Source organism: Parabacteroides acidifaciens, assembly GCF_003363715.1.
Lineage (GTDB): Bacteria > Bacteroidota > Bacteroidia > Bacteroidales > Tannerellaceae > Parabacteroides > Parabacteroides acidifaciens.
Map to the genome: position 1 here is coordinate 1 of NZ_QREV01000009.1, position 14667 is coordinate 14667.

11 protein-coding genes are annotated in these 14667 nt (G+C 46.4%); 7 read left to right on the top strand and 4 right to left on the bottom strand.

Annotation, left to right across the window (positions count from 1 at the left end; translation table 11 throughout):
- Positions 1-204: 204 nt before the first annotated feature.
- Together DWU89_RS05640 and DWU89_RS05645 are read right to left on the bottom strand one after the other, a co-directional pair.
- Complete coding sequence (locus DWU89_RS05640; protein ID WP_115498667.1) at positions 205-1281, bottom strand: MORN repeat-containing protein; 1077 nt, start codon at positions 1279-1281, stop codon at positions 205-207.
- Between the two features lie 21 nt (positions 1282-1302).
- Positions 1303-1680: a hypothetical protein gene (locus tag DWU89_RS05645; RefSeq protein ID WP_147292095.1), complete on the bottom strand. Its 378-nt coding sequence runs from the start codon at positions 1678-1680 to the stop codon at positions 1303-1305.
- Positions 1681-2147: 467 nt separating this feature from the next.
- Between DWU89_RS05645 and DWU89_RS05650 the strand changes: the two genes are divergently transcribed.
- The 4 genes from DWU89_RS05650 (at position 2148) to DWU89_RS05665 (ending at position 6640) form a co-directional block, all read left to right on the top strand.
- A complete protein-coding gene (locus DWU89_RS05650; protein ID WP_115498669.1) occupies positions 2148-2705 on the top strand; it encodes a LemA family protein in 558 nt (185 codons plus the stop codon).
- A gap of 2 nt (positions 2706-2707) precedes the next feature.
- The gene (locus DWU89_RS05655) at positions 2708-3673 is read left to right on the top strand and encodes a M48 family metallopeptidase (RefSeq protein ID WP_115498670.1); all 966 of its coding nucleotides are present in this window, start codon (positions 2708-2710) and stop codon (positions 3671-3673) included.
- An 87-nt stretch (positions 3674-3760) separates the two neighbouring features.
- The gene (locus DWU89_RS05660) at positions 3761-4933 is read left to right on the top strand and encodes a M24 family metallopeptidase (RefSeq protein ID WP_115498671.1); all 1173 of its coding nucleotides are present in this window, start codon (positions 3761-3763) and stop codon (positions 4931-4933) included.
- Between the two features lie 12 nt (positions 4934-4945).
- Complete coding sequence (locus DWU89_RS05665; RefSeq protein WP_115498672.1) at positions 4946-6640, top strand: alkaline phosphatase; 1695 nt, start codon at positions 4946-4948, stop codon at positions 6638-6640.
- Between the two features lie 69 nt (positions 6641-6709).
- Here DWU89_RS05665 and DWU89_RS05670 read toward each other — a convergent pair whose 3' ends face one another.
- Complete coding sequence (locus DWU89_RS05670) at positions 6710-7621, bottom strand: helix-turn-helix domain-containing protein (protein WP_115498747.1); 912 nt, start codon at positions 7619-7621, stop codon at positions 6710-6712.
- A gap of 213 nt (positions 7622-7834) precedes the next feature.
- Between DWU89_RS05670 and DWU89_RS05675 the strand changes: the two genes are divergently transcribed.
- The 3 genes from DWU89_RS05675 to DWU89_RS05685 are packed head-to-tail and all read left to right on the top strand — an operon-like array spanning position 7835 to position 13510.
- Positions 7835-8938 carry an efflux RND transporter periplasmic adaptor subunit gene (locus DWU89_RS05675; protein ID WP_115498673.1) on the top strand — a complete coding sequence of 368 codons (1104 nt, stop codon included), beginning with the start codon at positions 7835-7837 and terminating at the stop codon, positions 8936-8938.
- Positions 8939-8948: 10 nt separating this feature from the next.
- Positions 8949-12152, top strand: coding sequence for an efflux RND transporter permease subunit (locus tag DWU89_RS05680; RefSeq protein WP_115498674.1), 3204 nt, complete (start codon positions 8949-8951; stop codon positions 12150-12152).
- Positions 12149-13510: a TolC family protein gene (locus DWU89_RS05685; protein ID WP_115498675.1), complete on the top strand. Its 1362-nt coding sequence runs from the start codon at positions 12149-12151 to the stop codon at positions 13508-13510. The genes DWU89_RS05680 and DWU89_RS05685 overlap by 4 nt, the downstream gene beginning before the upstream one ends.
- Positions 13511-13710: 200 nt before the next feature.
- Here DWU89_RS05685 and DWU89_RS05690 read toward each other — a convergent pair whose 3' ends face one another.
- Positions 13711-14502, bottom strand: a complete 792-nt coding sequence (locus tag DWU89_RS05690) for a DUF6261 family protein (RefSeq protein ID WP_115498676.1) — start codon at positions 14500-14502, stop codon at positions 13711-13713.
- Between the last annotated feature and the right edge of the window lie 165 nt (positions 14503-14667).

Sequence of the window (14667 nt, forward strand, 5' to 3'; positions counted from 1 at the left end):
AATAAGCCCCCTCTGCCGCAGGCTCTCTTTTGCCAAATAATGAATTTATTTATCCCCAATGATTATCGGGTGAGCCCCAGCTCTTCCTTGATGCCGAATTGAGAAAAGACTACTGTGAAAAGAAGAGGCTATCTCATCTTTTTATTTTGAGACAGCCTCTTCAAAAAATCTATTTCAAATAATAATTAATAATGATGAAGTCTATTATTCATACTGCGATTTTGTAATCGAACATCCACGAACCTCCCATTTTGTTCTGATTTGTCTCATTTTAGATTGAATGCTTGCATAATCAGCCGTATAATTATCATACTTCTCCGGATATGTACGCATTTTTATCAACTGTGTCTCATAATTAGAATAGGTGTTACTGTCGATGCTCCATGACGAACCGCAATTTGACGCTTTTTTATTACCTTGCTTAGAACCGTTTTTGCTATTACCGGAAGAGCCGCTATTATCACTTGCCGCTAAACCGGATGAATTACCATCACTCTGCCGTATAGCACGTGCACTATTTACCGCTCCGGCAGTAGCCGTAGCGGCCGCCGCAAAATTATCCATGATAAATCCAAATGATTGTTTATTAGCTAAACTTCTGGAGTGCTCCACATCCCTATAGTTAGCTGAAGAACTGATCACATCGTAACTGTCATCCTTAAAATTAAGAGTTTCCCATTCACCGTCATACATAAGGTAAAGGCCAACTCCCTGTTTCAGACCATTCCGAAAATTACCAAACCACAAGTCTCCGTCATTGAACACAATAACACCAAAACCATTGAAGTTTCCATCATTCACTTCGCCCAGAAACATATTGCCATCGCTATTTTCAAACAGAGAGAAATAACGCAGCGGGCTATCATCGGTAGAACCATATGCGTTTATAGGACGATCATCTTTGAACTTCCCGGAATAAAGAACATCACCGTTTTTAGCATAACAAACACCTGAACCTGTTTTTTCCCCATCCTGCCAGTTCCCGACATAGACGGCACAGTTATCGCAATTGGACACAGAATTGCCTTCGGGAACCAATAACATTCCATATCCTGTCATTTCGCCTTTTGAAAAATCACCGATATACAAAGCACCGTCTTTCATCTTCAAAAGTCCCATTCCAGTACGCTTTTTCTTTATGATCTGCCCTTTATAAAGCTCTTTTCGCCCCTTGTCACTGACTACTTCTAATGATTTGCTAAAAATATCTTCTATTATATTTTGGGATAGTGATGATTGAGCCAAACAAGCGACAAAGAAAACAAATAAAATGATTCTCATATTTTCTATTATTAAAAAACTTTACTGTTGGGCATACTCAGGCAACAAGAGACACTTCTTATTATTCAATAATTTATTGGCCTCTTTTTCGCTAAGTTCCTTAAATGTATAATCATTAAAACCTTTAGGCTTTATCTGAATATAATGAACAGAACCTTCCGATAAATTTAATTGAATCTCATCAGCATAATTATAGACTGTTCCTGTCGCCTGGTTGGTACGGGAAAATTCAAAAGAAAAAATAACCTTGCCCTCCGAATTCAGAATGCATTTCTTTTTACAAGCCGAAAAACGGGCCGTCAGATCTTTCCCTTTAGGTGTTCCTTTCATTTCAAAGGCTTCCTGGCTGTTAATCTTAACAGGAATCGGAACCCATGCTTCTACTGCAAAAACATACACAATACTTTTTGCCGAAACCATAGAGAAAGAAAGACAACTAAGGATCAAGCAAATAAAAAACATTTTCTTTGAGAACATGATGATATCCCTAATACGTGTCGGGCGCAACTTTTATTTGTTTATTATTTGATTTATAAATGAACTACAGTATGCCTTTTCAATATTTATCCGTTCAGCCCCAAGTGAAAAGGGGAGCAGAAACAAAAGGGAAAAGAATAATAGCTTTTTCATATACATAACCTAATTATAAGTTTATTATTTGCACAAATAAAGCTATTTTATATTTCAAAAAGGCACGTGGTTAAAACTCACTGCCATCAAGCGGTAGAATAATCATACATCCGGTTATTTTTAAGGGTTATCCGGTTGTTTTTATATGCCTAAGATATTATCCGCATAGTCGTTCATTGAAACATATATAAAATAATTTCGTATGTTTGCACCCATAACATAAACAATAAAGACTTATGACAGCAATCATTCTAATAGCGGTTATCGTGATCTTAGGAATCTGGATCGCTTCTTTGTATAACTCGTTAGTGAAACTCCGGAACAATCGTGAAAATGCATTTGCCGATATCGACGTGCAGCTTAAACAGCGCCATGACCTGGTCCCTCAATTGGTCGAGACGGTCAAAGGTTATGCCGCGCATGAGAAAGAGACTCTCGAACGCGTGATCAACGCCCGTAACGGAGCAATCGGTGCCAAGACGATCGACGACAAGATCGTGGCTGAAAATGCGCTCTCTTCCGCACTTGCCGGATTGAAGATCACGCTCGAAGCCTATCCCGACCTGAAGGCAAACCAGAACTTCCTTCAGTTGCAGGAAGAAATCTCCGATCTGGAAAACAAACTGGCAGCCGTACGCCGCTATTTCAATTCGGCTACGAAAGAACTGAATAACGCAGTCGAGACATTCCCGTCGAACCTGATCGCCGGTATGTTCGGTTTCAAGAAAGAAATCATGTTTGACTTGGGCGAACAGCGCGCAACACTCGAAGAAGCACCTAAAATCAAATTCTAAGAATGCAATACGTAGGTATACAAACCCAGCAGAGCAGGAACAACTTACGTTCCCTGCTCCTGCTTTGTCTTTTCCCGATATTAGTATGCGTGTTGACGCTGATGTTCTGTTACTTGTTTGTTATGGTATCCGAAGCAAGTAACCAGCCGGACGTTACACTTACACAATTAGCGATGAGCGTATTCGTACAGATCGCCCCTTATGTCTTGGGCGGCGTACTGATTTGGTTCATCATCGCCTATTTTGCCAATACCAGCATTATCAATTCGGCAACCGGCTCGCAACCGCTGTCGCGAAAAGAGAACAAACGGGTGTATAACCTCGTCGAAAACCTTTGCATGAGCCAGGGGATGAAGATGCCCCAGATCAATATCATCAACGACGACTCCCTCAACGCTTTTGCCAGCGGGATTAATGAACGCACCTACACGATCAGCCTTTCACGAGGGATTATCGAGAAGCTCGACGATCCCGAGCTGGAAGCCGTCATCGCGCATGAACTGTCGCATATCCGCAATCACGACGTACGCCTGCTTATCATCTCCATCGTCTTTGTCGGCATCTTCGCCATGTTAGCGCAGGTAGCCATGCGTTCCGCCTATTATTCTTCGATGAGTAGAAAAAGGGATGATAAAAACGGAGCGGCACTCCTCATGATCCTGATTCTTATTGTCGCCGCCGTCGGTTACTTCTTTTCTATGTTGATGCGCTTTGCCATCTCCCGTAAACGGGAATACTTAGCCGACGCCGGCTCGGCCGAGATGACTAAAAATCCGCTCGCCCTGGCCAGTGCACTCCGCAAAATATCGGCCGACCCGGACATCGAAGCAGTCCACCGCGAAGATGTCGCACAACTTTTTATCCAGCACCCAGGCAAGCAAGCCAAAAGCGCACTAAGCGGACTGAGCGGTCTTTTCGCCACCCATCCACCAATCGAAAAGCGGATACAAGTGCTCGAACAATTCTAAATTTAACGGAGATTTAACCCGAAGAATCATTCCAATCCCGGCATTAATTTAATATCTTTGGTGCCGGATAAAAATTAAGTGTTGGAAATGATACAAAAAGAATTGATTGGCGATTTCAAACTGAAATGGGATCGCATACAGCAGGCGATGCAAAAGATGAACGCTGACGGATGCCTGCTCACCGTAGATGTAAACCTGTATTATACAACCGGACGTATCTATAGCGGATACTTCTACCTCCCGGCAGAAGGCGCTCCCTGGTTCTTCGTGAAACGTCCGAACGGTCTGACCGGCGACCAGGTGGAATATATCCGCAAGCCGGAACAAATGGCCGAACTGTTTGCCGCTCACGGATTGAAAATGCCGGAAAAGCTCCTGCTCGAAGCAGACGAGCTGACCTACAACGACTATATGCGCCTGCAAGCGATCTTTAACCCGAAAGAGACGGCAAACGCCACTGCACTGATGCGCAACCTGCGTCAGATAAAGACACCGCACGAGATCGAAATGTTCCGCATCTCAGCCGAACGTCACGCCAAGACATACGCCGAAATCCCCGAATGTTTCCGTCCGGGAATGACAGACCTCGAGTTCCAGTACGAGATAGAAAGACGGATGCGCAAGAACGGCTCCATCGGAATATTCCGCGCCTTCGGTGCCAATATGGACATCTTTATGGGAAGCATTCTGGCGGGAGATAACGCCGAAAGCCCCTCTCCTTTCGACTTCGCCTTAGGTGGCGGCGGAATGGATGCGTCCTGCCCGTTAGGTGCAAACGGGACGGTTCTGAAAGACGGGACAGCCATTATGGTAGATATGGCAGGAAACTATACGGCTTACATGACGGATATGACACGCGTCTTCTCCGTCGGCCGCCTGACCGACCTGGCTTATAAGGCACACCAGACAGCCTTGCTCATCCAAAGCGAAATCGAAAACATCGCCCGTCCGGGAACACCTTGTGCCGAGCTCTATAATATCGCCGCCAAGATCACTGAAAACGAAGGTCTCGGCGCCTATTTCATGGGAACCCTGCAGCAGGCGAAGTTCGTAGGCCACGGCATCGGAATCCAGATAAACGAACTTCCGGTCCTGACGCCCCGTTCGAAAGAACTGCTCGAGCTGAACATGGTATTCGCGCTCGAACCGAAATACGTGATACCGGGCGTCGGTGCGGTCGGCATCGAGAACAGCTTCCTGGTTACGGAAACCGGACTGGAAAAGATTACGCAGTTTAAAGAGGATATCATACAACTATAAAATCACAAGAACATGAAAAGAACAATTACACTTTTCCTGCTGCTGGCCGTCATCTTCATGCCGGCAAAAGCCCAGGATGTAGAAAACGTCAAACCGGTGAAGAATGTCATTCTGCTGATACCGGACGGAACATCGTTGGCAACAGTCTCTATGGCGCGCTGGCTGCAATGGTACAACAACCCCGATCAGCCGAAACTCAACATCGACCCGTATCTGTGCGGAACGGTCCGCACGCATTCCTCCAATGCTCCGATCGGCGACTCCGCTCCTACGACGTCCTGCTACATGACCGGACAGCCAAGCCGTACAGGTTATGTCTCCACCTATCCGGAAAACGACGGAGACAACGACATCTACCCGACCGATCCGGCACGCGCTTTCCAGCCGCTGACAACCGTCCTCGAGGCAGCCAAGATGCTCCAGGGCAGATCAACCGGTCTGGTTTTCACCTGCGAATTTCCGCATGCGACGCCGGCCGACTGTTCAGCCCACAGCTACAATCGCGGCAAGTATGAATGGATCGCTCCGCAGATGGCTCACAACGACCTCAACGTCGTAATCGGCGGCGGTGTTTCCCTGCTCCCCGAAGAAAGCGAAGCTTACCTGAAAGGAAACGGCTACGGCGTCTTCAAAAACGACATCAACGGCATGCGCAGTTATAAAGGCAATAATATGTGGGCTTTATTCGGCGACAAAGAAATGGCCTACGACATCGACCGTAACCCGGCCGAACAGCCTTCACTCGAAGAGATGACACGCAAAGCGATTGAAAAGCTGTCCCAGAACCCGAACGGCTTCTTCCTGATGGTAGAAGGCAGCAAGGTAGACTGGGCTGCACATGCCAACGATCCGGTCGGTATGGCAACTGATTTCTTAGCTTACGACCGCGCTTGCGGTGCCGCTTTGGAATTTGCCCGCCAGAATGGTGAAACAGCCGTTATCATGGTTCCCGACCATGGCAACAGCGGCATCAGCATCGGCCGTCGCGACTGTACAGGCTACGACAAACTGTCCAAAGACCAGTTGTTCCACCAGTTCTCTCTCTATAAGCTGACAGCCGAAGGATTTGCCAAAAAAGTAAACAGCCTGCCAAATTCCGAAGTACAGAATATCTTCCGCGAATATGCCGGCTTTGAGCTGACACCCGAAGAGTTGGATGCCTTGAACCACTGCAAAGACTACAAGAACAGCCCGATCCCGGCAAGCGAACGTTCGACAGACGGTAAAGGTTCGCTTTACAGCGGTTCCCTGACCTCCTTCATGTCCAAACTGCTCACTTCCAAAACATGCTTCGGGTTTACGACTGGCGGTCATACCGGAGAAGATGTGTTCCTGGCCGCTTATCATCCGGATCGCGAAAGCCTGCCGGTCGGTATGCACACCAACATCGAGTTGAATCACTATCTCTGCGCCTTGTTCGGCATGACACACGGCACATTAGAAGATTTGACCGCCCAAAACTTCGTTCCCCACACAGAAGTTTTCAAAGATTTCAAATGCGAAATTATCCCGGCAAAAGACGAAAAAGGCTCTCCTTCGCTGGTGGTAAAGAACAAAAAGAAACAAGTCAATATTACCCCGTTCAGCAACATCGTGATACTCGGCAAGAAAGGCCAGGAAGAAGTTCGCCTGAACTCGGTAGTCGTATATGTTGACAAAAACAATACATTCTACCTGCCGGCTAAACTGGTCGAATATCTCCAATAAACATAGAGCCAAACAAAAAAAAGAGACACGCTTAGCGTTGTCTCTTTTTTTTGTTTAGTCCAATATTGTTCAATTTTCCCCCGAATTCCTGTAGTTCGACGGAGACATACCCAAATGAGCTTTCACATATTTTCCAAGGAAAGATATATTGGAAAAATTAAACTCTTCCGCGATCTCCTTGATCGACTTCTCCGAATGCTTCAGCTGGTATTTTATAAGCTCTATGGTATGTTCGTTTATCAAATCCAGCGGTCCCCTTCCGCATACTTGTTTAATCACTTTGGATAGATACTTAGGCGTATAGAAAAGTTCATTTGCATAATACTGCACGGAACGGTGAGATCCGTTGTCCATTGACAATTTCTCCATAAACCTCTTAAAGATATAATCCGCCTGTTTCATCCCGTCCTTTATTTTTTTCGCTTCTGCCGGATGATCGACATTCATTTTCAGATCGGCTATCATCTCACAAAAAAGGGCGGAAAACAGATATTGCATGATCTCCTTTCCATAATACAATTGGGGTCCTTGATTAATCTTCTCTATAATTAAATCCGTATATAATTTGAAAATCAAATTCTCGCTTTCTTCCACATATTTAACCGGATTATTATATACATATGAAATAGTATTCCATGTTTCTTTGTCCATCTTTACTGTCCTTTGAAGAAAGCGGGTCGAGAATCCCATAATGCTTATTTTATGTTTGGGACTAATCAATGCATGACTTAAAACTGCAGTAGGTAAACAAATCATCATATGATTAGCTTCAAGCAAATAAGTCTTGGTATTCATTTCCAACTGCACACATCCTTCAATGCAAAATACGACAAGGAAACAATTCAATCTTACCGTATCATTACTGTTTGGAATATCTTCCAAACTGTTTATAACAACGAAGTCATCATCCACATAATCAATTATATGACTATTGGCCTTAAAATCTTCGATACCGATTGTCGTAACTGTCCCTTTTTTCATACTCATATTATTTATGACGACAAAGATGTGAAATATGATCATAAGGAAAGTGTTTTATTTCCCGCCATTTATGTTCTATTTTACTCCTAAAATAAGAAATAGTACTACATCAGACTATAATTAGCGAAAATAGAACATCTTTAGCGAAAAATAAATAATAGTCACTGTTCTACTTTCACCTACCTTCGCCCCCATCATTTAAATAGTAAAGAAATGGCAAAAGTAAGTGAGAAATGGATTCAACTGATAGGGATTATCAGTTGTGTATTATGGTTTACATCCTGCAAGCAAACACCGGATGTACAGATGAACCCTAATTATGCAATCATGAAAGTAACTCCTACCGATAAGGAACTTTCGACTGCTTATTCGGCGACAATTCGCGGACGTCAGGACATCGACATTTATCCGCAAGTATCCGGAATGATCGAAAAGCTCTGCGTATCGGAAGGACAAAAGGTCCGGCGCGGGCAAGTGCTGTTCATCATTGACCAGGTTCCTTATAAAGCGGCATTAAAGACAGCCATCGCAAACGTGGAAGCCGCAAAAGCAGGATTGGCTACAGCCGAACTGACCTATAACAGTGCGAAAGAATTGTACGCTCAAAAAGTCGTTTCAGAATTTAATCTGAAGACAAGCCAGAACACCTATCTGACAGCTAAAGCACAGTTATCACAAGCCGAAGCGCAAGAGATCAGCGCCCGCAACAACTTGTCATACACGGAAGTCAAGAGCCCGAGTGACGGAGTTATTGGCATGCTGCCCTATCGTGTAGGCGCATTGGTCGGCCCTTCCATCCCCCAGCCGTTGACGACGGTTTCCGACAATTCGGAGATGTATGTCTACTTTTCGATGACGGAAAATCAGTTGTTGAGCATGACGCGGCAATACGGAACAATGGACGAAGCATTAGCAAACATGCCTGAAGTGGAACTCCAACTTAACGACAAATCCATCTATGATATAAAAGGAAAAATCGAATCGATCAGCGGAGTCATCGACCGGCAGACAGGTACAGTCGGAGTGCGCGCCGTGTTTCCTAACGAATCGCGTTTGCTTCATAGCGGAGCGTCAGGCAATGTGATTATCCCGAACACCTATAAGAACAGCCTTGTCATCCCGCAAGGGGCAACCGTGCGGCTGCAAGACCAGACAATTGTCTACAAGGTAGTGGATGGCAAAGCCGTTTCCACATTAATAACGATTGCCGAAGTGAATAACGGACGCGAATACATTGTGCTTGACGGATTGAAAGCAGGTGATGAGATCGTATCCGAAGGCGCCGGTCTATTGCGTGAAGGAACACAAGTTAAATAAATGATCGAATATGAAAGGTAATATATTTATAAAGCGGCCGGTAATGGCTATATCCATCTCCGTGCTGATTTTGATTGTCGGATTGATTTCGCTCTTTACCCTGCCGGTGGAGCAATATCCCGATATCGCACCTCCTACGGTATATGTAACCGCCAATTATACAGGTGCTGATGCCGAAGCTGTGATGAACAGTGTCATCATGCCGTTGGAAGAAAGTATCAACGGTGTGGAGAACATGATGTACATTACTTCCACGGCAAGTAATGCCGGATCAGCCGTTATCCAGGTCTACTTCAAACAGGGGACAGATCCGGACATGGCAGCAGTCAACGTGCAGAACCGTGTCTCGAAGGCCCAAGGCCTGTTACCTGCCGAAGTAACAAGAATCGGTGTGGCCACACAGAAACGCCAGACCAGTTTCTTGCAGATCAATACATTGGTTTGCAACGACGGGCGGTACGACGAGACATTCCTTGCCAACTACCTCGACATCAACGTCATCCCGGAGATCAAACGTATCGAAGGCGTAGGCGATGTGCTGGAGTTAGGTAATACCTATAGTATGCGTATCTGGCTGAAACCGGAACTAATGGCGCAATACAGCCTTATCCCGTCGGACGTAACAGCCGTCTTGGGCGAACAGAATATCGAAGCGCCTACCGGTTCGTTGGGCGAGAACTCGAAAAACGTCTTCCAGTTCACCATGAAATATCGCGGAAGATTGAAAAGCGTGGATGAATTTAAGAACACAGTCATCCGTTCGCACGCCGACGGTTCCGTCCTGCGTCTGCAAGACATAGCCGATGTGGAATTAGGTGCCCTCTCCTATGCTTTTCACGGAGAAATGGACAGCAAACCGGCCGTGACGTTCATCGCTTTCCAGGTGGCAGGCGCCAATGCGACCACCGTCAATGAAAAGATAACGAATCTGCTGAATGAAATGTCTGACAAGCTGCCGGAAGGGACCGAGTTTGTTACCCTGATGAGCTCGAACGACTTCCTGTTCGCATCCATCCATAATGTGGTCGAAACGTTATTTATCGCCATCATCCTGGTTATCCTCGTCGTGTACTTCTTCCTGCAAGACTTCAAGAGTACATTGATCCCATCCATATCCATCATCGTCTCGCTGATCGGAACCTTTGCCTGCCTGATGGCTGCCGGCTTCAGTATCAATATCCTGACGATGTTCGCCCTTGTGTTAGCGATCGGAACGGTGGTGGACGATGCCATCGTCGTGGTGGAGGCCGTGCAGGCGAAATTCGATGCCGGCTATAAATCACCTTATCAGGCTACGAAAGACGCCATGAGCGATGTAACGATGGCGGTTATCTCCTGTACCTGCGTGTTCATGGCCGTATTCGTGCCTGTTACCTTTATGGGCGGTACTTCCGGTATCTTCTATACGCAGTTCGGTGTCACGATGGCTACGGCCGTAGGGTTGTCCTGTATCTGCGCCTTGACACTCTGTCCGGCCTTATGCGCCCTGTTGATGAAACCTTCCGACGGGACAAAGAGCGAGAAAAGCCTGAATGGACGGGTACGTGCCGCCTACAACGCTTCGTTCAATGCTATGTTGGGCAAATATAAGAAAGGCGTGCTCTTCTTCATCCACCACCGTTGGATGGTATGGACGGCATTGGTTGCCACCATCGTCTTGCTCGCCTACTTCATGAACACGACCAAGACGGGACTTGTGCCACAGGAAGACCAGGGCGTTATGATGATTAATGTCAGCGTTTCACCCGGTAGCACATTGGAGGAAACAACGAAGGTGATGAATAAGGTCGAAGACATCATTAAACAGACGGATGAAGTGGAACACTACGCCAAGATCACCGGATACGGACTGATCGCCGGACAAGGTACTTCCTACGGTACGATCATCATCCGTCTGAAGAACTGGGACGACCGGAAAGGCAGCGAACACACCGCCAACGCAGTGATGTCACGCCTCAACGCACAGTTCCACGGAATCAAGGAAGCCCAAATCTTCTGTTTCCAGCCAGGTATGATTCCGGGCTATGGTATGGGTAACTCCATCGAGTTGAACCTTCAGGACAAGACCGGCGGCGATATGGCTGTCTTCTACGAAAACACCATGAAGTTCCTCGGCGCCCTCAACCAGCGTCCGGAAGTAGCAATGGCCTACACCTCCTATGCCATGAACTTCCCGCAAGTTACAGTCGATGTGGATGCAGCCAAGTGTAAGCGTGCAGGCATCTCGCCGGCAACCGTGCTCGATGCATTGGGAAGCTATTGTGGTGGCGCCTATATCTCCAACTATAACCAATTCGGTAAAGTCTACCGTGTGATGATGCAAGCTTCGCCCGAATACCGCCTGAATGAACACTCGCTGAATAATATGTTCGTCAGAAACGGAGCGGAAATGGCGCCGATCAGCCAATTCGTCACCCTGAAGAAAGTGCAGGGAGCGGAAGTTGCCAACCGTTTCAACCTCTATAGCAGTATCACAGCCAACGTAAACCCGGCTGACGGATACTCTTCCGGTGAAGTGCAGAACGCAATCGAAGAAGTCGCCGCACAAGTCCTTCCAACCGGATACGGTTACGAATATGGCGGCATGGCACGTGAAGAAGCCGGTAACAGCGGATTGAAGACACTCTTCATCTACGCCGTTTGTATCGTGCTTATCTTCCTGATCCTGGCCTGCTTGTATGAAAGCTTCCTTGTGCCGTTTGCCGTCATCTTCTCGGTGCCGTTCGGACTGATGGGCAGCTTCCTGTTTGCCAAGATATTCGGATTGGAAAATAACATCTACCTGCAAACAGGTGTAATCATGTTGATCGGCCTTCTGGCAAAGACCGCAATTCTGATTACCGAGTTCGCCATCGAGCGCCGCCGCAAAGGAATGGGCATCGTCGAATCGGCCTACTCTGCCGCACAGGCCCGTTTCCGTCCGATCCTGATGACCGTGCTCACGATGATCTTCGGTATGCTTCCGTTGATGTTCTCCACGGGTGCAGGCGCCAATGGTAACAGTTCTCTTGGAACAGGCGTCGTCGGCGGTATGGCAATTGGAACATTAGCCCTGCTGTTTGTCGTGCCGGTATTCTATATCATCTTCGAATACTTGCAGGAGAAGATACGCAAACCGATGACAGAAAAAGCCGATATGCAAGTAGCGCTGGAAAAAGAAAAGAGCCAGAGTGAACGCGGCGAGTTTAATAAAGATAATAATAGTGAAGTATGAAGAAAATAATCCTGTTAACAACCGCAACTGCCTTACTGAGCAGTTGCGGCATATACAATAAATATCAACCGGCAACCACCACTCCGGACAATCTCTACGGAGAAGAAGTGATGGCAAACGACACGGTAAACTTCGGTAATATGGATTGGCGGGAACTCTTTACAGACCCGCTGTTACAAACCCTCATCGAACAGGGATTGCAAAACAACACCGATCTGCAATCGGCCCAATTGCGCGTGGAAGAAGCAGATGCCGCCTTGATGTCGGCAAAGCTCGCCTTCCTCCCGTCATTCGCCTTATCCCCACAGGGAGCAGTAAGTAGTTTTGATGGTCATAAGGCAACGCAAACCTACTCATTGCCGATTACCGCCAGTTGGGAATTGGATATTTTCGGTCGTCTGCGCAATGCCAAACAGCAAGCTAAAGCCCTCTACGCCCAGAGCAAGGACTATCAGCAGGCCGTACGGACACAGTTGATTTCCGGAATAGCCAATACCTATTATACATTACTGATGTTAGACGAACAATTCGCCATCGCCGAGCAAACAGCAGAAGCCTGGAAAGAGACTGTCGCCTCGACCCGTGCACTGATGAATGCAGGCATGGCAAACGAAGCCGCCACCTCCCAGATGGAGGCCGCCTACTACAACGTCCAGATGTCTGTCCTTGACCTGAAGGAACAAATCAATAAGGTGGAAAACGGACTTGCCTTGCTGCTTGCCGAGACGCCCCGCGCCTATGAACGCAGCAGCCTGGAAGGACAGCAATTCCCCGACGACTTAGCTGTCGGTATCCCCATGCAGATGCTTTCAAACCGTCCGGATGTCCGTGCCGCCGAGCGTTCGTTGGAACAGGCCTTCTACGGGACTAACCAAGCCCGCTCCGCTTTCTATCCGTCTATCGTGTTGAGCGGAAGCGCCGGTTGGACAAACTCAGCAGGAAGTATGATTGTCAATCCGGGTAAATTCTTGGCTTCGGCTGTCGGATCACTTACGCAGCCGTTGTTCAACAAAGGGCAAATCATGGCACAATACCGTATCGCGAAAGCCCAGCAGGAAGAAATTAGCTTAGCTTTCCAGCAGACGCTTTTGAATGCGGGAAGTGAAGTAAACGATGCTTTAGTCGCCTATCAGACAAGCAAGGAGAAAACGCTTTTGTTCGACAAGCAGATTCTTTCCCTGCAAAAGGCATTGACAAGCACTTCTTTATTGATGGAGCACGGCACGACCACTTATTTGGAAGTACTGACCGCCCGCCAATCTTTATTAAGCGCACAGCTGTCACAAACAGCAAATCGTTTTGCAGAGATACAGAGTGTAATCAATCTCTATAAAGCATTGGGAGGAGGCAGGGAATAAACCTGCCCCTTTCCATATTTCTACTTTGAGCCATTGGAGAAGGAGGTGTCAAAACTGCCCTGTTCCCGCGCTTGACGCGGGATCGCATTAAAACTGACCGTATAAACAACTAATTGATAAGGCCCGTTCTTTTGCGGCCCCGCGTCAAGCGCGGGGACAGGGCAGTTTTGATACATCCCCAATAGTTACCCTTCTCTTAATCAGAGTATCCCCGGACGTTCATACGGAAGTCCCGTTTTCGGATCATGTTTGCTCATATCGCCTCCTGCCGTCTTACCGCCCTTGCCTTTGCCGTAGCGATTACTGAAGGTAACGCGGAATTTATCGATTTCCTCATTCCACCATGAAAATAAGATAATAAAATCCGAATCGCCATTGGCTTCTGCCAACGAATTTAGACGAAAGACAAGATTATCATATGCAACGATTAAATTCTTACGTGAGACGGAAGTCCGAAGCGGCATGTTTCGTTTAGCCGATTCTATAGACTTGTTAGACGAACAGTGAGCACATTCGTTATTAGCTGTTTGCAGCTTTGTAAACGAAGCATCTAATTTTAATTGTTCAACATAGGTTTTAAATTCATCCGAACGGGATGCCTCGATCAGGTTAAAGTAATACCCGGTCTGGTCGTCAAATGAATGATTATATATACCTTTATATCTATCGACCATCGGCATCAAGAAAACAGCTGCCTTTTTATTCTCCCCGTCTGGTTCTGCATTGTATCCTCGGATTATTGAGAAAATACTGGATCTGATTTGATTACGTACTTTGTTAGTAGAATACATAGCGTCGGTCCACGAACTTTTTAAGATTTTCATACTTGAAGCATCAAGGTCAGCTATAGCTTCCTTAAATTTATCCAATTGTGGTTGAAATTTCGTCATATCTGCATTTGCAGTTAAGATTTGATTATAAACTGCCTGACAAAAGGATAGAAGTTCATTAATTTTGAGTCTCGATTTTGCAAAACTCTGAATCTTTGCCATACTTAGTTCTTTTTAAATTAGTATTAATATGATTTAGAAAATAGTTTTATGTAATTGTATGCGTACGAAGGTAGTACCGGACGTACTTTTATACCTTCGTATGTGTACGAAGGTGTCATCTGACATACTTTTATACCTTCGTACGTGTACGAAGGTGTTATCGGA

Excerpts from the sequence above, each read along its gene's own strand:
- DWU89_RS05640 (WP_115498667.1), bottom strand. The coding sequence starts at position 1,281 with ATGAGAATCATTTTATTTGTTTTCTTTGTCGCTTGTTTGGCTCAATCA.
- DWU89_RS05650 (WP_115498669.1), top strand. The coding sequence starts at position 2,148 with ATGACAGCAATCATTCTAATAGCGGTTATCGTGATCTTAGGAATCTGG.
- DWU89_RS05655 (WP_115498670.1), top strand. The coding sequence starts at position 2,708 with ATGCAATACGTAGGTATACAAACCCAGCAGAGCAGGAACAACTTACGT.
- DWU89_RS05665 (WP_115498672.1), top strand. The coding sequence starts at position 4,946 with ATGAAAAGAACAATTACACTTTTCCTGCTGCTGGCCGTCATCTTCATG.
- DWU89_RS05690 (WP_115498676.1), bottom strand. The coding sequence starts at position 14,502 with ATGGCAAAGATTCAGAGTTTTGCAAAATCGAGACTCAAAATTAATGAA.
- DWU89_RS05675 (WP_115498673.1), top strand. The coding sequence starts at position 7,835 with ATGGCAAAAGTAAGTGAGAAATGGATTCAACTGATAGGGATTATCAGT.
- DWU89_RS05660 (WP_115498671.1), top strand. The coding sequence starts at position 3,761 with ATGATACAAAAAGAATTGATTGGCGATTTCAAACTGAAATGGGATCGC.
- DWU89_RS05685 (WP_115498675.1), top strand. The coding sequence starts at position 12,149 with ATGAAGAAAATAATCCTGTTAACAACCGCAACTGCCTTACTGAGCAGT.
- DWU89_RS05680 (WP_115498674.1), top strand. The coding sequence starts at position 8,949 with ATGAAAGGTAATATATTTATAAAGCGGCCGGTAATGGCTATATCCATC.
- DWU89_RS05670 (WP_115498747.1), bottom strand. The coding sequence starts at position 7,621 with ATGAAAAAAGGGACAGTTACGACAATCGGTATCGAAGATTTTAAGGCC.